This window comes from uncultured Imperialibacter sp. (assembly GCF_963974565.1).
Lineage (GTDB): Bacteria > Bacteroidota > Bacteroidia > Cytophagales > Cyclobacteriaceae > Imperialibacter > Imperialibacter roseus.
Genome location: NZ_CAXBCJ010000028.1, coordinates 1 through 22,954 on the forward strand (window position 1 = coordinate 1; position 22,954 = coordinate 22,954).

Genomic DNA, 22,954 nt, shown 5'->3' on the forward strand with positions numbered 1-22,954 from the left:
CAAGTTATCGATTTTTACTAAATCAATGACTTGACACAGTTATTGTAACACTCTCACTCTGTTGCATCAAAAATCATCAGCCGGGCATAGGATGCTCCTGGCTAACTGTTTTCACAGCCCCAATGTGAACAGAAGCAAATAGTGTTATTTAGATTCGATCACATAAGGCTCAAGGAATGAACCAGGAACAGGAAAAAGGTAGTCATTTTCTTCTCGGAAATATTCGTTTCTCTCCAATAAGAGATTTCGGAACACAATCACCTGATAACTGTTTCCAACCTCTTTATATTCATTAGGCATCTCCGCTAATTTATCCCTCCAATCCCACCTTTTAAACTGTCCTCTATTAAAATACAAATCAAAGCCCTGGTTCCTATAGAAATAGGAAACTCTCCTAGTGACGTGGACATCTGCTGTGTCAATTGTTACCAAGTTATACATAGATGGCTCAGTGTCGTAGTATTGCTTTGCCTCAATTTGCTTAAAATAGATCAATGAATCATTCCAAACGTAGTAGTGCCTTTCGTCGTATTGGTACGGAACCTTGTCCTCCCAGCCCCATTTATTACCAGTGTTAATGTTGAAACCATATACAATAGAGATTAACCTTAGCTCACCTTGTTTACTAAAATAGTACACCCTCTTAGAAATATTGCTATATATAGTCGTATCGCTATTTATGTTCAGAAGATTTCTAAACTCTTCCTTTACTTCTCTTTTCCGCCAATCCTGGTAAAACTGTTGGAAGTTAGTACTAATAATGTCTACCCAATTGTTAGGGTAAATCTCCTGAAAGTAGCTCTGTTTTTCCTCGTCAATTTCCTGAACTATCTTTTCTATTTTGGGCACTAAATTTTGCCTTGGGAAGTTCCTAATTATCGGAACTCCATTCTCATCTAATTTTGAAGCACCTACTTCGGAAGTTTCTTTTGGAGGAAACCCTCTCATTCTCCTAACCTCTTCCCACATTTCATCAGTACTCATCTTCTTTAATTCCTCGATTGTAAATTGCTGAAGAAGTGAATCTCGGAGGTTTTTCGGTCTTTCTTGTGCATTTGCTTCAAGAGGTAATTTTAGAAAGACAAGAAATAAATATACAATCTGTTTTTTAGTCATCTAGTCTACCTTTTTTTGATTGAGATACTTTGAAACTGCATCCTTTTTTATCTCGAAATGCATGTAGTCAACATTAGTCGAATTCCACAATCCACCCCACTGGACATCTTCCTCTGAAATGAATGACTCAATCAATTCCACCGGAACTTCGCAAAAGCCGTTAACAAAAATATATTTAATAAAGTCTTCATCGGCAGCCTTCGATTTTAGTTGACCAGCAAATGTTTTAAAAACTGAGTTTGAGAGGTCGCCGTTTGGAACAAAATTCATTACGATTCCCTCTCTAAATTCTTCATAATCCTCTAACATCGATGCGATAACTGGCATCCTAATATTGTCAATCGATGAAAATACCGAAGTAATTGTTTCATCTGCAAAGCTGCTCTCCATAGGAGATAAATGATCCTTCAAAAAATGTACCCTTTCCGAAAACTCAGCAAATTCTTGTTGAGCGATCTCATCAAATAGCAAGTAGCCAAAATCTGGCATTCCGGTTTCAGAATAGATGATTTTTTCCAAACCATCTAGTAATACATAATAATTGCTGATTTCAGTTTTGTCAATTATGCCAAGGTCAACTCTAGCTTTTATTTTCATGAAATCCTCAAATGGATTCCTTTCAACTAAGTTCTGTATTTTATACGAATTTGATATCCCTAAGTAGCCATCTACTCGAGAATATATATTTTCTAAGCTATCAAACCTAAACCCCTCTGTCGACTGTTTGAAAAGCACGCTTGCCTCATTTATAGTTTTTGGGGAGCGTGCATTTCTATCAAAAAGATCTAAATTAGTTATGTGCTTTATTAAAAATAATAACTCAGTCTGGTCATTTTTAATGTAGTGGTTGTGATTTGATTTTATATCGACAACTAGTCCGTAACTGTGATTGCTTACAGTATTTTTACTTGCCCCATATTGAGGCCTTATCCCTATCCCATAGATATCTCCACTGACATAGCGGTCACTGGATTTAATGTCTGCAATGTTTTTTTCAATTGACCTAAGCTTTTTTGCAAATGTCCAGTGAACTCGAATGTTGTTGCCAAGGAATTCCACCTCCTCCGAGTTGTCATACAAAAATTGTAAAGGGTTTTCTATTTCCGAAAAAACCTCTCCAATCCCATCCGATTCGCTCCGTAGCAAACCTTCTACTTTCTTATAATTCCCATACCCATCGGTTAACTTCTTTACATCATCAGACACTTCCTTCCAATCTTCCCAAGCTGTTTCCACTTCAAAAGGGATTTCTCGTATCAGGTCTACAAAAGTTATAAAACCATTTACGTCGGAAGGAGACTTAAGTACAGTACTCAATGGCCTAGTTCCGAAGTCTATTAACCAATGTTTGTAGGTTTCGCCTATTCTGTTTTGTTGCGCAATCCCTAGAAACAACTTGTACTGATCTTTATTCTTACTCGTTAAAATTGAATCCCCCTGAAAAACAAGCCCGTGCCAATTTAAAGCACCTTTTGCGCTGAGAGGCTGACTTGTTGCATACACCACTTGGCCATTTCGCATTACAAACAACACAATATTGAAGTTGCTAGGATTCAGGCTATTGGAGTTTATTGCTTGCTCCCATTTGTTTAACTTATATGACAACGTGAGTTGTTTTATCCCAATTAGGTAGTTCGAATCATCTAACAAAACCAAACAGTTGGGTGACTCAAAATCATCAACCAAAGCCCCCTCCTCATCATCATCAAACAGCGTCATCACATTCACCGGGTCGTGCACGTAGTCCCACTGGTATTTGTAGAGGGCCGTGGTGGTAGGGGCATAGTCCATCAGGTTGGTGGTCTGGCTTTGGGGCAGGCCCTTCTCGCTGAACGTGTGCTCAAGGCGGAACACACCGTGGCCCAGCTCGTGGGCAATGGTTTTGGTGAGGGCTTCGGTGTTGGTGTGGTTGCCATCAAACACAAACCCCCACTGCTTCTTGCGAGGCATATACCCCAGCTTGTTTGCTGTTTTCGGCTTGTCTACCAGGAAAATGTAATAAGCATCCTTTTCCCTGTTGTGGTTTTTTCGAAACTCAGCGATCATGGCATTCATCTCGCCGGTGTAGTTGGAGAGCATACCCGTTTCGCCATCGTTCAGCTTGCCGTCGCCGTCTTCATCCCACGCCATCCCAAGCTGCACGCCGGGGAGCACCTCCACATCCCAGCTGGCTACTGCTGAGGCGTAGATGTCGTTCAATGCTTGCTGCAAGGCGGCTTGCGTTATCGTGCTTCCGGCCCCATTTACCGGCACAATCTTTACACTTGTGTGCTCCTCATCATAGCTGATGGTATTGAGCAAGCCCATGGTTAATCCGTTGTCGGCCGAGGTGAGGGCCAGCACCTCGCTGGTGGTGCCGTCGCTGGCGCCCATCAGCGATACTTTATAGGTATTGGCATTCCCTGGGGTGGCGGCCAGGGTTGCGCCATCCATTTGGAAGACAGGTGTGACGTCGCCGCCTGCCACGGCTATTACTTTGTCGGGTGCATTGCTTTTCAGCGACTTCCAGGCGGTGCGAACTGTTTGGCCGGCTATGGTCGCTGTGGGGTAGTCAGCTGCCAGTTGCTCGTATACCATCTGGTCAAATCCGTAAGTCGGCAGGCCGTCTTCACCCGCTGGAGCTGCCTGAAAAGTCACCAGTGCCAGGGCATCCTGCGGCGAGGCTTTGAGCTCCACCCTTTGCAGCGCCGCTATCAGCGCACTCACCACGGTTTCTTTGGCTTCGTTGGGCGTGGCGAAGGCGGTGTTGCCCAGCTGCTGCTGACTGGTGGAGGCGGCAATGGAATCTACTTCGGCCTGGCTGATACTGAGCAGCTCGTAGACCTGTGATGTTTTGCCCGTTAGCTCCAGGGTGGTGGTATAGCCCGTTGGGGGGCCATCGGTGGCCACAGGCACAAAGATGATTTTGGCGGCCAGCAGGTTGTCGATGTCGGCCTTGTTGATTTTGTTAAGCCGCTGCTGCCGGAAAATCCTGGGCCAGAACTCGTCGCTCTCGATGTAGCCGATGGTGAGCACCTGGATATTGTTGCGCTGCATAAAGCCGTCGGTGAAGGCTGTGAGTCGCTCGTCCTTAGCAATGCGGCCCAGGGCCAGGGAGTGCGTGAGCCGGGGCAGGTCGAACAGGCCCTTCATGATGTTGCGGGCTTCGTCCTCCGATATGGTGACATTGTCGAGGGTGTCGCCTTCTTGTGGGGGAACTGAAGGCTGCTGGGCATGGCTTTGAGGCACAATTGCCAGCAGAAGCACCCATAAAATCAGGTAAAATACAGGGATATATACCTTCGATATCATGCCAGGGGAGATGAAATTAATAGATAGTATCCCGCTATTTTAAAAAATGATTTATACAAAACCCCTTGAAAAACTAACTCCATCCGGCTAAAAATAGGTTCTAGGCTGAAATAATATAATGAGATATTAAAATACGTACTTATTTTTTATTTGCAAATAGGAGTTAGGTTTTGAGAGAGAAAGTAGCGATAAAAACGGTAGGTGAGGTTTGAGGTGATGGTGCTTTGGTGCGAAGGGCTGGCACCCATCGCAGGGATATTACACTCCGTCCGGGCCCTTACAGGGGTGTCCTGCTTAGGGGCGCCCGGCTCAGGGCTCGAATGCGACCTGCATGCAATAGCATCGCCAGTCCAGTTAGGGACGGCACGGCGGTAACGCCAAAAGCCGAGTAAGGCAGTAGAGCGAGTGCCGTAGGTACGGCATATAAAGTATCGCCTTGGTGTGGCTGCTTTGGTGCGAAGGGCTAGCACCCTTCGCATGGTTATTGCACTCCGTCCGGGCCTCTTCAGGGCTCGAATTCGACCTGCCATAGCAGCACTACCAGTCCCGTTAGGGACGGCATGGCGGTAACGCCAAAAGCAGAGAAGCAACGCAGAGCGAGTGCCGTAGGTACGGCATATAGAAGCGCCACCTGGCGCAACAGAAGAGGGAACGATGCCTTGTCAACCCGAGCCAATCGAAATAGAAGCGCCTTTTGGCCATCAATTCAGCTGGGTCTCAATTAAATACAGAATAATGAGTATTGACCTTGAAAGGAACTCCCAGTATCTTAAAGGTAAAAAATGAAACCAGCGCTAACCTATTTATTTACCCTTTTGCTTCTGCCACTGCTTTCGCCCGGACAGAAAGTGTATGTAGTGGACTCGCTCACAAAAACTGTAAAGGGACAGCTGCCATTTGATGAACCTTTTATTTTAAAAGTACAAGACAAGCACCAGTCAATCGAGAAGGTCTTGCTATATCGACGATATTATAAAAATGGCGAACTAACCGACGAAAAGAATCCCCTAATTCAAATAAAACCCCAGACCGTTGAGCCCTTTTACCAGAAAGAGGCCAGGCATTTTGAAAATTATGCCTTCCTGGATATTGAAGCGCTTCCTCCAGACCTCACACTGGAGGTCAGATTGATACATAAGTTCAGGAAAGACCCCCTCATGGAGCTTTATGGCGTTTTTAATGAATTCAAGAATGGTGAGGACGATAAGGCATACAAAAAGTTGAATGCCCTTCTTACAAAATTACAACCTACCTTTAAAGATGCCCCTGTCACATCATTTGGATCAACGTGGATAACTGACGCCAACCGGGAAGTGGCCCAACTGAACCTTTCGCCTGAGGCAAGAGGTCAGGAGTTGCGCAAGGCCTATCACAAAGCAATCAAGGACTTCTACAGTGCCAATATTGCGCCCGCCTTCAATTCTTTATATTCCGCCACTTTTTCACCAGCGGTTAGCCACCTGAATAAAGGTAATCTCGCCATTGTTGAAAAAGATGCTGCGCTCAGAAAGCTTAGCCCCGAGCTGGTGGCATTGCTCTGGAGTCTTTTCGATGCCGGCAAGCTTCCAGGGGTTTACGAGGGTAGCTATGGCCCCATCAATAGCACCGGTGGGCAGCCAGCCAAAATTTACGAACTTGAAAAGCGAATAGGCAACCTCTCCAGCTCCCTGAAATATTTCAACGAGCTGAGGGCGATGACTGAGTGGCTTCAGTTGAGAGACAACGTCAACACCTCAGTGTACACCGGCCTGCTCACTGATTTACGGGCGATCATTGTGCAGATGACATCCAACAAAAAGTTTTTGTCCGACCTCAACGGGGACCTGATGGAGATACTGGACTCAAGCGACCAGATTCGCTATACCACCTGGTTTTCGGGCACCAATGAAGTGCTAAGCTTGAAAACAAGAGGCACCTATTTCATTATTCCGGAAATAGGCTTGGTAAGCATCTTTGCCAATGGCACCAATGCCGACCAGCTATTTGTCAGGCCCACGTTTGGTGTATCTTTCTACCTGAGGCAAGTCAACAAGGAGATTCCCTATAAGCACCTGAAAAACCAATTTTTGCACCGCTTTTCATTTAGCCTTGCGCTTTCTGCCATTGAAATAAAAGATGATCAGTATAGCGACTTCTATAGCAAAATGTCATTACTGGGGGGTGCCAACTATAAACTGACTCGTTCACTCTCATTCACCACCGGCGTGGCCTTGCTCAACAAGAAAAACCCAATTCCTCTCATTATCGACAACGACCTGGTGATGCGATACTATGCAGGTATTAGCCTCGATGTGGATTTTGGCGCACAACTTTCGAAACTAACAGGAAAATTCGGTCTCTGATGAAAAAGAATATATACTACCCCATGATGTTATTTTGCGTGCTCGCCACCGCTTGTGTTGAGGACGAGGCACCAGCCATCAGTGACGTCATCACCATGAAGCTCTCAAAGTCGGAGGTGAAGGCCGATGGGTCATCCACCGTAAAAGTTACTCTTGAGCTAAATGCCGATACCGATCCCACACTGCGAACGGTAGTGGTAAAGTCCACTGGAGGCAGCTTTGTCGATGGTGAGGGGATCAAGATTTCTACGAAGGCCATCAAGAGAAATGAAAAAGTACTGGCAGAGGTATTCTGGCGGGCGCCAGCTTCATCAGGCAAAGTGGGCATTTGGGCCGAACCTGAGCTGCCTGAGTTTGGAGGGCTTTACGTGGTAAGCGACACCATCGCCGTGGTTGCTTCTCCTCCCAAAACTATTTCTCTAACGGCCGATGCTTTCAGCGTTTATACCAACTTTGATAGTGAGCTCACCTTATCGGGCCGGCTGCGAAACGAAGAGGGCAACGGGGTGGACAAGGGCACAAAAGTGCAGTTGATGGACTACTTCGAAGACTTTGGCGGCAGTCCGGGTGGTTCGTTCAGGGCAGAGTCGCTCAACAGTGACGGAGAGTCAAAAGTCTCTGCCATCTATTCCCCCGGAACTATTTCGCCCGATCAGTATATATGGCTGGTGGCTACCGCCCTCGACGCTGCCGGCAACGAGCTTGAAAATGTAAAAGACTCGCTAAAAGTATATGTAAAGCTAAAAACTGAATGACCATGAACATGGAAGCGCTAATCAAAGATTACAAAAAACTACTGGAAAAGCATGGTATCAGCAGCGTAGCTGTGGTACAATCCAGAAAAAAGAAAGCAGGAGCCACTGCAGCGGTTGAATGCCCGGAAGGCCAGACAAAGGTAAGGGTGGTGGGGCCTGACGGCAAGGTAACCTATGTGTGCATGTGAGGTTATTGGGCATGGGAAAGTGAGGGATGGGGCAGCAAAGCGGAGAATGTCGTCGGCAGGTGTCGGGGGGCCGTCTGTCTTATTGACTGTGAACTGCGGATCCGTTCCAATGCCCTGGCGAAATTCCTGGGGAGGGGACTGATCTTGCAGCGAAGGCCACTGTCAAGTTTTGAATATTTTGTATTTTCATTTCAAATTCGGAAATGCCTGGTTGATAAGCAATTGATCGAACCCATGAGTCTGGCCCTGGGTCGATTTAGAAGAGACGTTATTTTTATGTCACTGTACCCATTGGGATAAGGCGGTTTGTCCTGGGTAAACACACCAAACCAATACCATTCTGTTAGCCTGTTGCAGGTGTGCGTTCGTTTGCAAATTGATAACCTAAAATCACTACAGCTATGAAATTGTCACAACTGTTTACACGTGCCTTGCTGCCCTTGCTGCTAATCGGCTGTGCAAGCCCCAGAATGCAGAGAGATGTGAGCGAGGCGCATGCGAAAGACCTCCGATTCCTTATGGAGAACGATTCCATTCGTTTGATTGAGCTTGATGCTGCTAAAACTGAAAAAGCGGCGGTTGAGGCCATGCTTTTAGCCACTGAAGCGGAATTAGACGAGGCAAGGGCAATGATGGAGCGCTTTAGAAATGAATTGGCAGAACCAATAGTTGCCCGCAACCCAATAGATGAGGTGTATGATTCCCTGCTGGCTGTTTCCAGGCTCTACCGGCAGCGATACGTGGTGGCTAATGGCGAAATTAGCAGGCAGGAGCAACACCTGGCAGACACACTGGCTGCCAGGCAAATGGGCCTTAGACAGCAGATCAGCGAATTAAGCGAGGTGGAATTTGATGGAGAGCTATTGGTGAATTGCCCTTCGACAATGCTGGAGACAGTGCCGGAAACTATTACTGCAGTAGTGAGCAAGGTATTAAACCGTCAGGAGATAATTGGGGCTATTGCGACGGCTCAAAATATTACTATCGATGAATCGGCTGACAATACCACTGCCTTTAGGGTCGTGCTCACAGACAAAATTCGCCTTTCCGTTGAGTTCGATCCGGCTGATTTCGAATTGTTGAGTGAGGCCAAAAGCTTTGAGCGAACACTTTCTGAGGACAGGGAAGAGTGGTTTGATTGGTACATCAAGCCGCTGCGCCCCGGTTCCAATAAGCAGCTGGTGTTTGTGCTGGAGAATCTGGGCAGCAACGGGGAATGGCTACAGAGGATCCCCGCTCAGCGCAGAGAGATAGAGGTGGGCGTAAAGGCCAGTAGCTTTTTCGTTAACGTGTGGGTGTTTATAAGAGAGAACCCGGAATGGGCTTTGACATCCATTATCATCCCCATTGTTACCTTCCTGGTGGGATGGTGGAAAGGTCGGAAGAAGAAGAAGAAAGAAGCGCCGGTATAAATACTCCGTGTCCGCCGGCGTACGGAGGAGCACAACCACAAAAAAAAATCCCGCACTCGCATGCGGGATTCTAGGTTGGGTTTTTACCCCTAAGGGTACTTCTCATACTTCATCAGGTTCGTTGAACAATAGAGGAGCAGTAGTGTCCACATACTTGGAGTAGCTAACTCTTCCCATATTCTCTCTCATCTCTGCACTGGGCAAGAAACTGATCTTGTTGCGCTTTATGCTGTAGTTACCTACCTCATCAGGCGTGTCGTAGCCTTTGCTGCTGATGTTCATTCAACTATCCAAAACCCGATCAAAGACTCCAATCACTCTAAGCTGTTGGGCGGCATCTGCGGTCAGTACAATATCAGAATAGTTAGGATCGTCGGACAACGGTTTTAGGGTAATAGAATTGTGTTGCCAACCATCTCCGTCGATGGTTTTGCCGCTATGGTATTCTTTGACGGTATAGTTAGAGCCTGTGTCAGCATCTTGGAGGGAAGTGCTTTCGACAAGCACAATCTTTCCGTTTCTCGATCCGCCCTGGTATCTACGAAACAAACATATGGCGCCATCAGGTATTACAACGTTCATTGACCGGCCTACAACCTGACATGCGAACATATCCGTTTTCGGGCGCAAATCTGAAGGCAACTCAAGCCAATCTAACTCGTCCACTATTTGGGATTCACTGAAGTTGCCAGCCGCTGCTCTCAGATTGTAAATCGGGATGCAGTTTTCAAACGGCTTGGCTTCATCTTGTGTCAATATTCTCAGGGGCGATTTTTTATGGTGAAGGGCCTCTGGAATGTACTGAGCCATATATTTTCGGAGTTCAGCATCACAGATAAATATATAAGCACCTCTAATTCCCCTTAGCATAATAGTCTTGTAGATATTGATAATGTATGCCTTCAGCTGCTCGATATTGTTGATTGACATTTTGCCGTTTCGATCGAAATAATTTTCTTTTATTACCTCGATCTCTTTCTTGATTGGATTGTAGGTGATTTCGTTTCCAAAAATCACTCCAATGTAATTCAAGTCATATCCCTGGGTCGTATGAATACAGCCCACCTCGTCGATAGCACCTTCGGAAGTTATCCAGTCGGATGCGACACTATTCCAACGAAGCTTGGTGCCCTCAATCTCGATATCAGTCATGGTTCTAGTGTCATCACCCTTGGATACCCATTCCCAGGAATAGCCGGCGACCAGGCGAGACAGACCGTATTGTGATTCTTTGGCTTTTATTTCGCTTACAAGATCATCTATACTTTCGAAAAGCAAGACCTCAAATTCCTCGTTGTTCTGAAACTGATTAATAGTCGCTAGCCGACAGTCTAACAAGTCACTGACAAACTCGACGTAGTCATTCCCTCCATTTACCCTCAGCTGCGATTTCAACCCTAAGAAAGTGGTGTCTGGGCTGTTCTTCAACTTTTGGAAGTCTTCTGTTTTTACATCCGAAGGCTTGATCGACTGCGCCTCATCGTAGAAAAGTATACACTTCCTTGATTGAAGGAGCACCCAGTCTAATTCACTGCAACTCGCTTTGTCGAGTCCCAATTTTTCGCATGCTGAATCAAATGAGCCAAAATACGTACCCAAGTTGACTCTTCGGCGTAATCGATGTGCCTCGTCAACAATCAAAATATCATACTTCTGTTTTACAACTTCTGCGGGCCCAATGACCATTGACGAATTGAGTCCCTTTACATTCTTGAAAACTTTCTTTAGGGTGTTGCGAAATGAAGCCATTGGAACAACAAGTCCAATTTTTGGATCGGGGAACTTGACTCTCAATTCGCTTAAAGGGTCAGTAAACTCCTCTACTTCCTGAAATTCCCTAAAATTGAACGAGTTGTCAGGTGATTTTAGAATTTTAGAAAGGAACAAAGCTAAGATGGTCTTTCCTGTCCCAGCCCCGCCCTGAACAATCGTGTTTTTGTAGGTCTCGCTGAGCAAGCTATTAATTATTGCCAGTAGCCCATCCTTTTGGTCTTTGTTAAGCGTCTTATAGGGAGAATATTTGAATAAGTCTGAATTGTCGATGTATTCAATAGAATGTTCTGTTATTCCCTCTCCCCGTAGTTTATTCCAAATCGACCTGAAGGTATCCCAGTAAAGTTCTCTTTTCTGGAAGTAGTTGTGATTTGCCAATCCCAGATTGCCATTAAGTAATGTGTATACACCATCTCCTGAGATGTATTTGATGAGATTTGATTCAATGTCAAGTGTGGCAGATTTATTAAACTTGACGCTTGATATTAAGTGAACAGTGGTAAGCGTCTTTTTTCTCTGATTTTTTAAATGGGCAGTCATTCGTGCGTCCACGTCAGTAGTTTCCCCCACATAGGCTTCTTTGACGTTATCATCACTTATAATGTAAACAATTGGCCAAAGGTCTTTAGCGAAGTATTCACTGCTTAGAACTCTAGTTAAATCTGAAGAAAATTCGTATCGCTTGATTTCGAAGCTATTGGGTAATATCATAGCTCATTGTATTTCTTTGCATTTCCCTTTGCCTTATCCACAGGGTATTTCTGACCATTGATCTTGATTTTCTCAAGGACAATTTCCTTGACATCAAACTCGTATTTTTCAGCAAGCAGAAAAGCATAAGCAAGAATATCTGCTAATTCCTCCTTAACCTTATTCCTGTTAGCATTTTCCGGAGTCTTCCAAAGAAATAGTTCCAACAATTCTCCAGCTTCCACATTAATTGCAAGAGCTAAATCCTTTGGGTTGTGAAATTGGGCCCAGTCTCTTTCATCTCTGAATTGAATCAATTCGCTGATAATTTTTTGAATTTCTGCCATTGACTTATTAGTTGGAAGCAATACGATTCTTTACGTTTTTAAATATACCGCAAAGAATCTCTTAAGTAAATATTTGAGGAGCAATGTCGATACTTTGACTCGTGGATTTATCGAAAGTGGCCATGTGCTTTGTGTCGTAAGACTCACTTTACTTTTTTGCATCGTCGTTGAAAACAATCAAAGAGTATTATCGCTAGTAGTTAGAGACTTCTCACCCGCACGAGGCCACCTAAGGCCAAGAGAATGACTGTCTGGTGGCGGTGCTTGCTTCGATTAGCGAAGACTCGCCCCATTTGTGTTGGTGTCAATCTGTGTGAAGGCATACATTTTAACGGGAGGGAAGAATCAACGTGTTTCAATCAACTGACATAGTCTCTCAGCAGCATATAAAGGGCTACGAGGCCTATCACAAGGTTGCCGGAGCCGAGGTTCATTGCCAATTCATTGTCGGCAACCCGAACCGTGGCGACGGCGAGGATGGTCATGACCACGGGTAAAAAGATAAACCAGCGATAGAGCAGGTTGATGCTGTCGATGGTTTTGTCTTGTCTCAGCAGGTGAATCCGCTTCAGCTTTCTGAAGAACACCGTTTTGTATACCACGACGTCGTCACCTTGTCTAATGATATTGAGATGGTTGGGCGGCACTCTGATATTGCCTTCAGAGGTGTGGATGATGACTTCTTCACTTGAATACTTGATTTTGTGCCTTACATAGTTAGCCGGGCGGGAGGTTTTGGTGACTTCTGCGTCAGTTTTGGAAAGGGGGAGCACCTGCTCCAGCACAAAGGGGAAGGCAATGAAGAAGATGGCGAGGTTACAACGCTTGATGAATTTGGCAGGTGTCACGGATAGCGGTTTTTCGGTGGTAATATAAGCCTAAGTGGCAGAAAAAAGCGAGGAATTGTAACAATGCAGCTAGGGAGAGAATGTGCTATGGAAGGGGGCTTCATTCCTTCGTCGAGTTCTACGTCGGCCCACTCCGACGTCACTTCGAAGTAATGGCAGTTGGTCTACAGGTTCTTCTTGTCTTAGGGGATTTCTCCGCTAAGGCTGCGAAAACGCTTCGCTGACTGGTGATTCCGTTTCGGACACAGACGGATTATTCCATATCGTAATATGGAATATTGTTGATAATGAAACGTCCATGCGATCGCTTCTCTAATTCCATCTTTTTCCACCGGTGCCTCCTTGCGTGAGGGACAGAGCCATTGTTGGAGCCCGCTGTTGGTGTTTTGTGCGTTGGGCGGCGACTGGTGAAGGCCCGACCCCTGCCGACGGCACGGATTATCGGGAGAGTGCTAGCACTCCGGCGGCAAAGGGGGCACGCCCAAAGCAATTGAAGTATTTTTTGATTGGGTGATGGAGGGATTGGAGTGCAACTTTTCATTTCGTCGGGGAAGATTAAAGAGGTTACTACTTGCAGGGGCGTAGAGAGTAACCTCTTTCATTTGATAGCGTTGCGGAAACGCAGAGCCTCTTTAGTTCGATTGCGTTAAGATTAAAGAGGTTACTACTTGCGGGGGCGTAGAGAGTAACCTCTTTAATTTGATAGCGTTACGGAAGCGCAGAGCCTCTTTATTTCGTTTGCGTTGAGATTAAAGAGGTTACTACTTGCAGGGGCGCAGAGATTAACCTCTTTAATTTGATGGCGTTGCGGAAGGGGGTTGCTTCGAATGGCGAGGGCTGGTCGGCTACTTTTAGGGGTGGCAGCAACCGACGGGTAATCGATCGGCATGCAAGCCGTTTATCTTATCGCTCCTTGCTTTTTCTTCTTTTTGTTTTTCTTATGTGAAGTTTTAGAGTGGGCAATGGCGTAGCGTTCCTGTGTCTGAATGGCCCTTCGTTTTCCCTGGCGGCTTAGGGTGACGGTTTCTTCGGCAGCTGCCTTCTTCGGCATGCTATAGCGGCTGTAGTCAATCGTTTTTGCGCTCTGGTCATCTTCCTGGGCGGCGGTGGCGTTGGTATGGGGAGCCACGGGCAGAGCGTCGGGTTGGACAGCTTCGGCAGCCATGTTCTGGCCGAATGACAACTGAGTAGCGATAAGAAGTGTGAGTAAGGTATAGGTTACCTTCATGTGCTTTCCTTTGGTGTATGACAAAGTTAACAGGCCTCGTTTCGGCCTTTTTCGGAGAAGTGCTGTACTTTCTACAGATGTACCATTCTTTGGCTTATTGCAAAAATTAGCGCTGCAGTCTTTGTTTTAAGGGGCGGACGGTGTGTTTTGTGGCGGTTCGAGAGGTTTATCGAGCAGTGCTTTTATGCTTTTAATATCCTTTTCCTGCACCCCAAACCTTTTATTGACAAGAACGGGCAGCGTGACCGGCCCCAACGAGTAGGCGGTTGGGTTTGCCTTTTTACTTCGCATCACACTTTCCAGAAAACCGGTGATGCCACCCAGGGATTGGTATGGCCCGTGTTGTTTGAATACCAGCACTACTTCTTCGGCTTCACCGAGCAACCGGCTGGCATATTTTAGGGTGGTAGCGTCGGCGTGGTTGTCGAGGTCGTACACCTGCCAGGCTGGCAACGGGCCAAAGGGGTGGCCGAAGCCAATTTGCTCCCTGGCGCCCAGCTGAATGTAAAACAGTGCTTTCGTCATGGCCCTACAATGATGCGTTTGGTTATGGCCTGGCTGCCAGACCTGATCCTTAGCAAGTAGAGGCCAGTGGGAAAGTTGCTCAGGTCAATCTCCGCCGTGGCAGTGCGGCTGAAGGCCAGCTCCCCACTTAATCGCTGGCCTGACACGTTGTACAGTATGCCCACGGCATTGAGGTTGGTGGTTAGTCGGAGTGTTCGGAGTGTTTCAAGCGGGTTGGGGAATACATTGACCTGAAGCTTTACTTCCTCACCGGGATTGCCCTGCTCGTTGGTGGCGGTGAAGGCCAAAAGTCCGCCCTGGGCGGTGCCGATGATCAGCTCGTTGGCATTGTCGCCGGTGAGGTCGGTGAGGGCTGGCCACAGCCTGCGGCCGGCTTTCAGCAGCTGGGTGGCGTCGAGCGTGGCATTGTAAAGCTGGATGACCTGCGGTGCTGTGGTGCCCGCTACGTTAAAGTCGTGAATCAGCCGCAGCCCACCGGAGTTGTCGGCCAGGAGGAGGTCGGGCGAGCCGTTGCCATCTTCATTGACCACTATAGGCACGAGAAAGGTGCGGTCAGGCGTGCGGTCGATGCCCAGGTAGGCGTCAGTTTTGGTGTTGAAGCTAGGGGAGGTATTGCTTCCGCTGTTGAGCCACAGCGAGAGACGGCCGTTGCTTTGGCCCAGGAGCAGGTCCAGCCTGCCATTGCCATTGATGTCGTAGAAATAGGGGTAGTCGGTGGCGTTGATTTCGATGGCGAGAGGCAGGGCAGCAGAAGCGCTGAAGGTGTCGTCTTGGCTAGGAATCCAGAAGATTTTGAGTCCGAAAGTATTGAGGCCATACCCTTTGAGCACCAGGTCGGCGTGACCGTCTCCGTTCATGTCCACCAGCTGAAAGCTGAGGTTGGTGAGGCCCAGCTGGCTGAGGGCCATCCAGTCGGAGGTATTTAGCTCAAAGCTGCCATTGCATTTGTTTTGGAGCAGGGTGATGGTTGACCGGAAACTGCCGTCGGTGGCAGGCAGGCCTTTGTTGGCGATGAGAAGGTCAGGCCGTCCGTCTCCGGTGGCGTCATAAGCAACGGGCACTGCATTTTCGCCCACATCAAACATTTCATTTTGCAAAAAAGGCTCCGGGGCGGCGAAGTCAGGCACTGCGCTGGTGCCGTTGTTGGCAAGCAGAAAGCTCGACTGCCTATAGTCGAGGCCTGTCAGGTCTTCCCGGTGGTTGGAGGAGAGGATCAGGTCGGCCAGGCCATCTTTGTTGAAGTCGGCGAGAAAAGTAGAGGGGAAAAAGGCACCCTGGCTGGGAGAGAAATCAGGCAGGTACAGGTTCCGCTCCACGAAGCTGGGATCGGCATCGGTACCCTGATTGATCAGGTAGGTCAATCCTTCGCAGGTCTCCTGGCCAATGAGCGCATCCCGTTTCCCGTCGCCGTTGATGTCGGCAACCAGGAAGGCCTTTCCTTCGATGTGCATCGTCCGGCTGGACGGGTCGGCGCAGGTGAAGGGCTCAAACTGATAGTTGCCGCAATTGCACTCAGAAAAGCCGCCCCAGCGCTGGTTAGTACGTACGTAGTCGAGACCGCAGTTGCCTGTGTTGTCGACGCTGCGGTTTTCATACAGCTCCGCCGTTTGCCCCGAGCTGAAGTTGAAGGCAAGGATGTCGACATCGCCGTCGCCATCGATGTCCTGAATGGAGGGGATGTCTGACGGATTGACCAGGAGGTTCACGGTGTTATTACCCGATTGCGTGAAGAGCGGATCTTCTGTCAGCTCCCAGGCAGGGTACTCGCCGGCGTTGGAGGTGTTCGTGAAGACACGAACACCGAACGAAGAATAGGTAAACAGGTCTTTTTGTCCGTCGCAATTGTAGTCGATCAGAATGATCCAGTTCTCAAGGTCAGACGGGAAAAACTGAGCAAGGTCGGGCTGGTACACATACTGCCCGGCTTCGGTGGTGAACACTTTAACGACGTCGCCTGCCCGGTCGAAAACGACGAGGTCTTCGTCGCCATCGGCATTGACATCAAGCATAAAAAACTGTCCGGAGTGCATGCCACCAGCGAAGGGCTGGCGCAGCTGAATGCCTTTGGCGGTCAGTGTGAGATCCTCCGTCGGCCGGAAAACAGGGATGTCCTGGGCTACGACGGTTTCTGCCAGGGCGAGCAGGGCTATGAGTATGATATGGAGAAAACTAAGGCGCAAAAGGGTTTTGAGTGAGTTTGCTTTTGGTTAAGACAAAAATGGGGAGGAATTAGTTTTAAAAGAAAGGGCGGGGTAGGAAAGTGGGAGGCGGGTTGGACGATCGGATGTTCGGACGTTTAGATATTCAGACACTCGGACACTCAGATGTTCGGATATACAGACGTTCGGAGGTTCGGAGAGGAGACGGAAGGCCGAAGACAGGAGCTGGAGGCGTTGGTACGGCAAGGGGCCAGTAGCGTTGGAGCCGTCAGCCGCCCACCTATGCTGAGGGTTGCGGTGGGCTAGCGATGGTGGTAAAATGATGCCCCGTACAAGGGTAAAACGCTCTTTCAGGGTCCTCTGCGAGAGACCCCAAAAGGCGTTTTGTTCCATCCGTACAAGGTGCGTGAAGGCATGGCACCTTAACGACCATTTTTGGAGCCACGAAGCCACGAAGCCACCAAGGTTAGTAAACGGCACTTGCAGTGTGGCTAGCGGCCATGCAGACTCCTCAAAGCCCTGTAGGGGCGGAATAGCCAGAGGATGGCGGTGAAGCCCCATCCGAAAAAGGGTAAAACGCTCTTTCAGGGTCCTCTGCGAGAGACCTCAAAAGGCGTTTTGTTCCATCCGGACAAGTTGCGTGAAGACACGGCACCTTAACGACCATTTCTGGAGCCACGAAGACACGAAGACACCAAGGTTAATAAACGGCACTTGCAGTGTGGCTAGCGGCCATGCAGACTCCTCAAAGCCCTGTAGGGGCGGAATAGCCAGAGGATGGCGGTGAAGCCCCATCCGGGCTTTCAGAATCCTCAATTCGAGGCCGCAAATCCTCTCCTCCACATATCCCCCTAAAATTCCCCCCAGTCCGATGGGTTGTATTGTGCTGACTTTACGTCCTTTAATTGTTGTAGAACACACAGGCAGAAGAAGGAGGAAAGAATGAAGAGCACGGTATTGGTCTTGCTATGTATACTTTCCGTTGACGTTTGGGCGCAACAGGACAGAGTATTTGAGCAAATTGATGAACAGTTGTGGATACCCTATATCAAGGCCTACAATGAATTTAACACCCGGGCCTTCATGGCTTTGCACACGCCGGATGTAATCAGGGTAAAAAGGGAGAGTAGCCAGATCATGGTGGGTACGGCCTACCGGAAAAATGAGTATCGGCGTAATGCGATTTCTCAATCGAAAGACTGGGAAAGAAATCTGGAGATTCGGTTTGTTGACCGGCTGGTAGAAGGTGCCATAGCCTATGAGGTCGGTTATTATCGTGTCAGTCTGCACAAGCCCCAGAGCCCCCCTCAGGTGCTTTATGGAATGTTTCACGCCACCCTTAAACGGATTGACGGGGAGTGGAAAATCTATATAGATGAAGATGAGGTACTTGACGATTTTTCTGATTGTCAATTCTACAAATGCCAGCCCCTGCAAAGGGCGCAAAAATAAATTACACCCGGAGGAATAGTGGCTAGCACGGATTCCAAATCGTTGGTGTAAATTAACAGCCTAATCTCACCAACCTTGATAACACTCATTCAATACAACGACCCTGGCTACACCACAAGGGATGGGCTTAGCCCCGCCGAAGCCTCAAAGCTGGTAAAGCCCGATCACATCAACTGGTTTGATGTGGAAATCACCAATAAGATCCTGGTGGAAGACACCGCTCAGTTCTTTGGTATCCATCACCTGATGGCTGAGGATATTCAAAACCTGGAACAGCTGCCAAAGTTCGAGGTGTTTGATAAGTACCTTTTCTTTACTTTGAAGATGCTGGTATTTAACCCTGAATCCAATAAAATAACCCAGGAGCATCTCAGCATTGTGATGGGCGAAGACCTCATCATCACCTTTCAGGAAGGGTTGCCCGGCGACGTGTTTGATGAGCTAAGAAATCGCATAGCACTGGCCAAGGGGCGAATCAGAAAGTACGGTGCCGACTACCTGTTTTACAACATCATCGACTCTGTGGTGGACAATTACATGGCTATTATGGAGCGCCTGCGTGACAAAATAGAGAAGCTGGAAGCTGAGATTATCAAAGACCCTTCTTTCCATGTGGTGGAGGAGATCATGGAGATCAAAAAGGAGATCAACACGCTGAGGAAATACACCTTGCCGCTGCGGGATGCCCTCAATAAGATGAGGGTGGAGGGCTCTCACTTCATCCAGAAAACTTCTGTGAATTATTTTCAGGACGTTGCCGACCACATTCACTACCTGATCAGCTCTTTTGAAACTTCCCGTGAAATGCTGAAAGACATCATGGACCTGCACCTGTCCAACCTCAGCAACGACATGAACAAGGTAATGAAAACCCTGACGGTGGTGGCCGCTATTTTCATTCCACTCACCTTTATCGCCGGGGTGTATGGCATGAATTTCAAGTACATGCCGGAGCTTGATTCGCCCTATGGCTACCCAATGCTGTGGACTTTTATGATTGTGAGCAGTGTGGTGATGGTGGTGTACATGAAACACAAAAAGTGGTTGTAAAGCGATCTATTTTAGTATCTTGAGGCCATGCAATTCTTCAAAATTCTCTCCCTGGCGTTAGCGCTGTCTATTTTTGGTTGCAAACGCCCGGCGGCAAAACAATCAAATGCCGTTGTCGTCACAGGCACAGTATTCGAAACGCAGTCGTATTGCGGAGGGGCTGCGCCAAGTGAAGACAGGTTGGCCCAAATGAAAATACCAAAACCACTTGCCGGGAAAGTCATTTACATAAAGTCAGGAAAGGCCAACGACCCGGAGGCACCGGTGGTGGCTGAGGTGACGGCAGACGAAAGAGGGGAGTTTTCGGTCAACCTGGAACCAGGGTTTTATGTAATGGTAGACGAGAAAAGAGTGGACAAAGCCTCGTACAACTACATGATGTCGAATTTTGCTGAGAAGACAGAGAATTATACGGCTGTGGATAAAGCCTGCCTGGATAAATGGGTGGCAGAAGCCAACCTGGTGTTTGAGGTTTCGGCGGAGGCCAATGAGCCACTGAGTGTTACTTTTCACAAACCATGTTCGTGGAATTCCTTCCCTTGCGTCACCTTTATTGGTGAGAGGCCACGCTAGTTTTTTTTGATGTTTTTTCTCTGAAAAGCCTTTCGTATTTCCCGCTTTCGGTGTGCATCCATTTGTCCCAAAAGGTGAAGTACAATCCATAGTTGGTGTTGAACTCCGAATGGTGCAGGCTGTGATGGGTAGCACCAATCAGCCATTTGCCCAGCCAATGCTGATCAAAATTCTGAGGAAAAATCTCAATATCAAGGTGGTTCACAACTGCGCTCACCGTCATGACCACTAACATGGCAAGGATGACATAGATGTGCATGGGCAGAAACCACACGATCAACGGCACAATGATGGCCTGAAGCAGACTTTCCCACGGATGAAAAGAGAATGCAGTCCACGGAGAGGAAATCAGGCTTTCGTGGTGCGTTTTGTGAACGGCTTTGAAGAGCCCCGGCAGGTGCATCAGCCTGTGCGCCCAGTAGTAGTAAGTCTCATGTATAAACAGAGCAATGAGCAAACTAACGGGCAAATACCAATAACCGTAGGTTGAGAGATCAGTGTAAATGGCTGTTTTCCCGGCTTGCCATGCCCACAGCATGCCCACGCCTGAGAGGGCAAAGACAAATGAGGTAAGGGCCGAATAAATGATTTCTTTTTTGAACTGACCTTTCTTCCAGGTGCCTATGGATATTTTTCTGGCGGCAAACTTCTGCCCACCCAATCGGTAGAAGACTCCAAAAAAGATGGCAGAGACGATCACATAACGGATAAAAACGATCAGGAATAATAATAGCGTGAAACCTATTACCTCCTTAGGTTGGCTAAAGTCGATGATTTGAAGTCGTTCGTCCACTGGAAGAAATACGGTTTGTCTGCTGCAAGACTATAACTACTTAACTAAATTTGACCCGAAACGTTTCCGTTAAGAAAGAAAAAAGAATGTTTAGAAATACACTAGCCGTAAGCCTGATTATCTCACTTTACGTGACATCCTGTTCTACCAGGTTGGAGCAAGCGCAATCCAACGCTGACCCAAAAGCACAGGAGATCGTAGACAAAGCTATCGCAAAGCATGGCGGCGCTGCCTACGAATCTGCTGCCGTGGGTTTCGACTTCCGGGAAAAGCATTACACTGTTCAGAGGTTTCCTGACCGATACGTCTACACCCGGTCGTGGCAGGACTCCATTGGCTATGTGGAAGATGTGCTAATCAATAGCACCCGGCTTACCCGCACGGTGGATGGCGACACAGTGGAGCTCACCGACGAATGGGCATTCAAATATGCCAACTCAGTGAATTCAGTACTCTACTTCGCTCTCCTGCCCTACGGCCTCAACGATGCCGCAGTCATAAAAAAATATCTGGGTGAGGTGACTATCAAAGGCAAGTCTTATCACAAAGTACAGATCACTTTCCAGCAGGAGGGTGGTGGTAAAGACTTCGAAGATGTCTTCATTTACTGGTTCGATAAGGACACCTATCAGCTGGATTACCTGGCTTACTACTATAATACCGACGAAACAGGTATCCGCTTCCGGGAGGCGTACAACCGACAGACTGTCGACGGCATTCTTTTCCAGGATTATGTCAATTATGAACCAATAGATTCAACCATCAGTGTTCACCAAACGGACGAACAGCTTGAAAAGGGGTTGCTAAAAGAGCTTTCCAGGATAGAAAATGAGAAACTGGAGAGTTTGAAGTGATGGTGACTCACTTTCATAAAACAAAGCCCAGGGTTTAAACCTGGGCTCTGCGATATGACAGCTTTGGCCTTTTAATGCTGCGTTGATTCCAGCAAGTTCTTCCCTCTCAGCATATCCACTGAATTCGACATGCCTCTGAAATTGTGGTAGGCAGATTTCCAGATATTGCCTTTGCCACGTGGCTTCATGTCGGGCTGCTTGTCGAGGCCGCCAGAGTACCAGCCACCGTTTTCGTGGTCGATCAGGTAGGTGTCGACGTACGACCACAACAGCTTGAATTTTTCATAGTATTGGTGCTCATCCTCGGGAAATAGCTGCGACATCATCAGCAGTGCATTAAGTCCTTCCGCCTGCGCCCACCAGTTTTTGGTGTCCCGGATAATGCGGAAGCCATCATTGAAATAATAGCCTTCGTCGTAAAACCCGCCGACCTCATTGTCCCAGCCAATACTCAGTGCGTGATCGACCATGGTTTTGGCCAGTGCCAGCGTTTTTGGATCGTCGTGCACGCCCAGCACATGCTCTGCTTCAAGCATCAGGAAGGCTGTTTCCACATCGTGCCCAAACGACACATGGTCGAGGTTGTGATGGCGAAGGATTACCTCTTCCGTCGAGTCTTTGAAAGAAATGGGCTGCCAGTCCGGCGTGAGGAAAAGTACCAGATAGCCTTTCGGGTTGGTAATGGTGTCTCTGATCAGGTAGAGCAGCTCGGCCAATCGTTCTTTTACCAGCGGGTCGGGCCACACCTGGTAGAGCTCTGTCATTGCTTCCAGCAAGTGAATGCTGCTGTTCTGGTCTTTGTAGCCCAGGTCAGAGGTGGAGGGTATGGTGTCAGGCCTCACCACCGGGGTGCCATCACGCTCCAGGTGTTGGAAGTAGCCGAGCTTATCGGGGTCATGGCTATGCTCCTCAAGCCAGTAGAAAGCTTTCTTTGCCAGCTCCAGGCCTTCCTCATCTTTGGTAGCCATGTAATACGCAGCCAGACCGTAGATGCCAAACGCATTGCCGTACGCAGTTTTGTCCATGGTTTTGGGGTTTCCTTGTTTGTCTACCAGCTGGTAGAAACCGCCCATTTCTTTGTCCCACATCTTATCACGAAGGAACTTGAAACCATGCTCGGCGCCTGTTTTATAATAGGCTTTCTCAGGGTAGCGCTGAAAAGCCTTGGCATTGGTCCATACATGGCGGGCCTGCGTCACAATCATTTTGTCCTGATTTTCTCCCGGCTTGAAGTCATAGGTGAGGCTGCTCAGGAAACCGCCGTCTTCCTTGTCGACATCCATCGGGTACCATTTGTCGAGCAGCTCGGTAGTAAGCGACTTCTCCATTGCATCAGCAATTTCAAGCTTTTCTTTTTGGATGGGGTCGGGGGAAGAACAGGAATACAAGCACAGGAGCCATACAAATGGGGCGAACAGCGCTTTGGGAAGATGAAATTTCATTGTCATTGTAGTCAGAGTATTGCTTAGGTAAGTGAATATACTAAGACTATTGCGCATATGAACACACAGGGAAAGCATAATACACCGCCGGACAATTGTCAGGCGGGTCGGAAAAA

General features: G+C 47.8%; 21 protein-coding genes. 9 read left to right on the top strand and 12 right to left on the bottom strand.

Annotation, left to right across the window (positions count from 1 at the left end; all coding sequences use genetic code 11):
- Positions 1-144: 144 nt before the first annotated feature.
- The 3 genes from AAC052_RS25730 to AAC052_RS25740 all read right to left on the bottom strand — a co-directional run bounded on the left by AAC052_RS25730 (position 145) and on the right by AAC052_RS25740 (position 4,886).
- A complete protein-coding gene (locus AAC052_RS25730; protein ID WP_339816033.1) occupies positions 145-1,116 on the bottom strand; it encodes a hypothetical protein in 972 nt (323 codons plus the stop codon).
- A complete protein-coding gene (locus tag AAC052_RS25735) occupies positions 1,117-4,407 on the bottom strand; it encodes a hypothetical protein (RefSeq protein WP_339816034.1) in 3,291 nt (1,096 codons plus the stop codon).
- Between the two features lie 146 nt (positions 4,408-4,553).
- A complete protein-coding gene (locus AAC052_RS25740; protein ID WP_339816035.1) occupies positions 4,554-4,886 on the bottom strand; it encodes a hypothetical protein in 333 nt (110 codons plus the stop codon).
- Positions 4,887-5,189: 303 nt separating this feature from the next.
- Between AAC052_RS25740 and AAC052_RS25745 the strand changes: the two genes are divergently transcribed.
- From AAC052_RS25745 to AAC052_RS25760, 4 genes are all read left to right on the top strand, one after another.
- Positions 5,190-6,749: a hypothetical protein gene (locus AAC052_RS25745; protein ID WP_339816036.1), complete on the top strand. Its 1,560-nt coding sequence runs from the start codon at positions 5,190-5,192 to the stop codon at positions 6,747-6,749.
- A complete protein-coding gene (locus tag AAC052_RS25750; protein WP_317489583.1) occupies positions 6,749-7,504 on the top strand; it encodes a hypothetical protein in 756 nt (251 codons plus the stop codon). The genes AAC052_RS25745 and AAC052_RS25750 overlap by 1 nt, the downstream gene beginning before the upstream one ends.
- Before the next feature lie 2 nt (positions 7,505-7,506).
- The gene (locus AAC052_RS25755; RefSeq protein WP_339816037.1) at positions 7,507-7,692 is read left to right on the top strand and encodes a hypothetical protein; all 186 of its coding nucleotides are present in this window, start codon (positions 7,507-7,509) and stop codon (positions 7,690-7,692) included.
- A gap of 401 nt (positions 7,693-8,093) precedes the next feature.
- A complete protein-coding gene (locus AAC052_RS25760; RefSeq protein WP_339816038.1) occupies positions 8,094-9,104 on the top strand; it encodes a hypothetical protein in 1,011 nt (336 codons plus the stop codon).
- A 102-nt stretch (positions 9,105-9,206) separates the two neighbouring features.
- Here the strand turns inward: AAC052_RS25760 and AAC052_RS25765 are convergent, their stop codons facing one another.
- The 7 genes from AAC052_RS25765 to AAC052_RS25795 all read right to left on the bottom strand — a co-directional run bounded on the left by AAC052_RS25765 (position 9,207) and on the right by AAC052_RS25795 (position 16,695).
- The gene (locus AAC052_RS25765) at positions 9,207-9,386 is read right to left on the bottom strand and encodes a hypothetical protein (RefSeq protein ID WP_317489586.1); all 180 of its coding nucleotides are present in this window, start codon (positions 9,384-9,386) and stop codon (positions 9,207-9,209) included.
- Positions 9,387-11,588, bottom strand: coding sequence for a DNA/RNA helicase domain-containing protein (locus AAC052_RS25770; protein ID WP_339816039.1), 2,202 nt, complete (start codon positions 11,586-11,588; stop codon positions 9,387-9,389).
- Positions 11,585-11,914: a nucleotide pyrophosphohydrolase gene (locus tag AAC052_RS25775; RefSeq protein ID WP_317489589.1), complete on the bottom strand. Its 330-nt coding sequence runs from the start codon at positions 11,912-11,914 to the stop codon at positions 11,585-11,587. The genes AAC052_RS25770 and AAC052_RS25775 overlap by 4 nt, the downstream gene beginning before the upstream one ends.
- A 359-nt stretch (positions 11,915-12,273) precedes the next feature.
- On the bottom strand, positions 12,274-12,762 hold the full coding sequence (locus tag AAC052_RS25780; RefSeq protein WP_339816040.1) for a hypothetical protein: 489 nt from the start codon (positions 12,760-12,762) through the stop codon (positions 12,274-12,276).
- Between the two features lie 898 nt (positions 12,763-13,660).
- On the bottom strand, positions 13,661-13,990 hold the full coding sequence (locus AAC052_RS25785) for a hypothetical protein (RefSeq protein ID WP_339816041.1): 330 nt from the start codon (positions 13,988-13,990) through the stop codon (positions 13,661-13,663).
- 126 nt (positions 13,991-14,116) lie between these two features.
- Complete coding sequence (locus AAC052_RS25790) at positions 14,117-14,515, bottom strand: hypothetical protein (protein WP_339816042.1); 399 nt, start codon at positions 14,513-14,515, stop codon at positions 14,117-14,119.
- Positions 14,512-16,695, bottom strand: a complete 2,184-nt coding sequence (locus AAC052_RS25795) for a T9SS type A sorting domain-containing protein (protein ID WP_339816043.1) — start codon at positions 16,693-16,695, stop codon at positions 14,512-14,514. Before AAC052_RS25795 ends, AAC052_RS25790 begins: the two co-directional genes overlap by 4 nt.
- A gap of 144 nt (positions 16,696-16,839) precedes the next feature.
- Between AAC052_RS25795 and AAC052_RS25800 the strand changes: the two genes are divergently transcribed.
- The 4 genes from AAC052_RS25800 to AAC052_RS25815 all read left to right on the top strand — a co-directional run bounded on the left by AAC052_RS25800 (position 16,840) and on the right by AAC052_RS25815 (position 19,749).
- Complete coding sequence (locus tag AAC052_RS25800) at positions 16,840-16,980, top strand: hypothetical protein (protein ID WP_339816044.1); 141 nt, start codon at positions 16,840-16,842, stop codon at positions 16,978-16,980.
- A gap of 636 nt (positions 16,981-17,616) precedes the next feature.
- Complete coding sequence (locus AAC052_RS25805) at positions 17,617-18,126, top strand: hypothetical protein (protein WP_317489594.1); 510 nt, start codon at positions 17,617-17,619, stop codon at positions 18,124-18,126.
- Between the two features lie 75 nt (positions 18,127-18,201).
- The gene (gene corA / locus AAC052_RS25810; RefSeq protein WP_339816045.1) at positions 18,202-19,176 is read left to right on the top strand and encodes a magnesium/cobalt transporter CorA; all 975 of its coding nucleotides are present in this window, start codon (positions 18,202-18,204) and stop codon (positions 19,174-19,176) included.
- Positions 19,177-19,203: 27 nt separating this feature from the next.
- Positions 19,204-19,749, top strand: coding sequence for a hypothetical protein (locus AAC052_RS25815; protein WP_317489596.1), 546 nt, complete (start codon positions 19,204-19,206; stop codon positions 19,747-19,749).
- On the opposite strand, the gene AAC052_RS25820 is transcribed toward AAC052_RS25815, so the two are convergent.
- On the bottom strand, positions 19,727-20,542 hold the full coding sequence (locus AAC052_RS25820; RefSeq protein ID WP_339816046.1) for a sterol desaturase family protein: 816 nt from the start codon (positions 20,540-20,542) through the stop codon (positions 19,727-19,729). The genes AAC052_RS25815 and AAC052_RS25820 overlap by 23 nt on opposite strands.
- Before the next feature lie 86 nt (positions 20,543-20,628).
- Here AAC052_RS25820 and AAC052_RS25825 point away from each other — a divergent pair, with 86 nt between their 5' ends.
- Positions 20,629-21,396 carry a DUF6503 family protein gene (locus AAC052_RS25825; protein WP_339816047.1) on the top strand — a complete coding sequence of 256 codons (768 nt, stop codon included), beginning with the start codon at positions 20,629-20,631 and terminating at the stop codon, positions 21,394-21,396.
- 71 nt (positions 21,397-21,467) lie between these two features.
- Here the strand turns inward: AAC052_RS25825 and AAC052_RS25830 are convergent, their stop codons facing one another.
- On the bottom strand, positions 21,468-22,838 hold the full coding sequence (locus AAC052_RS25830; protein ID WP_339816048.1) for an AGE family epimerase/isomerase: 1,371 nt from the start codon (positions 22,836-22,838) through the stop codon (positions 21,468-21,470).
- Between the last annotated feature and the right edge of the window lie 116 nt (positions 22,839-22,954).

What these genes read in the sequence shown, in the direction of transcription:
- AAC052_RS25755 (WP_339816037.1), top strand. Translation starts at nt 7,507, where the DNA reads ATGAACATGGAAGCGCTAATCAAAGATTACAAAAAACTACTGGAAAAG.
- AAC052_RS25765 (WP_317489586.1), bottom strand. Translation starts at nt 9,386, where the DNA reads ATGAACATCAGCAGCAAAGGCTACGACACGCCTGATGAGGTAGGTAAC.
- AAC052_RS25805 (WP_317489594.1), top strand. Translation starts at nt 17,617, where the DNA reads ATGAAGAGCACGGTATTGGTCTTGCTATGTATACTTTCCGTTGACGTT.
- AAC052_RS25770 (WP_339816039.1), bottom strand. Translation starts at nt 11,588, where the DNA reads ATGATATTACCCAATAGCTTCGAAATCAAGCGATACGAATTTTCTTCA.
- AAC052_RS25745 (WP_339816036.1), top strand. Translation starts at nt 5,190, where the DNA reads ATGAAACCAGCGCTAACCTATTTATTTACCCTTTTGCTTCTGCCACTG.
- AAC052_RS25790 (WP_339816042.1), bottom strand. Translation starts at nt 14,515, where the DNA reads ATGACGAAAGCACTGTTTTACATTCAGCTGGGCGCCAGGGAGCAAATT.
- AAC052_RS25735 (WP_339816034.1), bottom strand. Translation starts at nt 4,407, where the DNA reads ATGATATCGAAGGTATATATCCCTGTATTTTACCTGATTTTATGGGTG.
- AAC052_RS25750 (WP_317489583.1), top strand. Translation starts at nt 6,749, where the DNA reads ATGAAAAAGAATATATACTACCCCATGATGTTATTTTGCGTGCTCGCC.
- AAC052_RS25785 (WP_339816041.1), bottom strand. Translation starts at nt 13,990, where the DNA reads ATGAAGGTAACCTATACCTTACTCACACTTCTTATCGCTACTCAGTTG.
- AAC052_RS25830 (WP_339816048.1), bottom strand. Translation starts at nt 22,838, where the DNA reads ATGAAATTTCATCTTCCCAAAGCGCTGTTCGCCCCATTTGTATGGCTC.
- AAC052_RS25825 (WP_339816047.1), top strand. Translation starts at nt 20,629, where the DNA reads ATGTTTAGAAATACACTAGCCGTAAGCCTGATTATCTCACTTTACGTG.
- AAC052_RS25775 (WP_317489589.1), bottom strand. Translation starts at nt 11,914, where the DNA reads ATGGCAGAAATTCAAAAAATTATCAGCGAATTGATTCAATTCAGAGAT.
- AAC052_RS25740 (WP_339816035.1), bottom strand. Translation starts at nt 4,886, where the DNA reads ATGCGAAGGGTGCTAGCCCTTCGCACCAAAGCAGCCACACCAAGGCGA.
- AAC052_RS25815 (WP_317489596.1), top strand. Translation starts at nt 19,204, where the DNA reads ATGCAATTCTTCAAAATTCTCTCCCTGGCGTTAGCGCTGTCTATTTTT.
- AAC052_RS25800 (WP_339816044.1), top strand. Translation starts at nt 16,840, where the DNA reads ATGTTCGGATATACAGACGTTCGGAGGTTCGGAGAGGAGACGGAAGGC.
- AAC052_RS25730 (WP_339816033.1), bottom strand. Translation starts at nt 1,116, where the DNA reads ATGACTAAAAAACAGATTGTATATTTATTTCTTGTCTTTCTAAAATTA.
- AAC052_RS25760 (WP_339816038.1), top strand. Translation starts at nt 8,094, where the DNA reads ATGAAATTGTCACAACTGTTTACACGTGCCTTGCTGCCCTTGCTGCTA.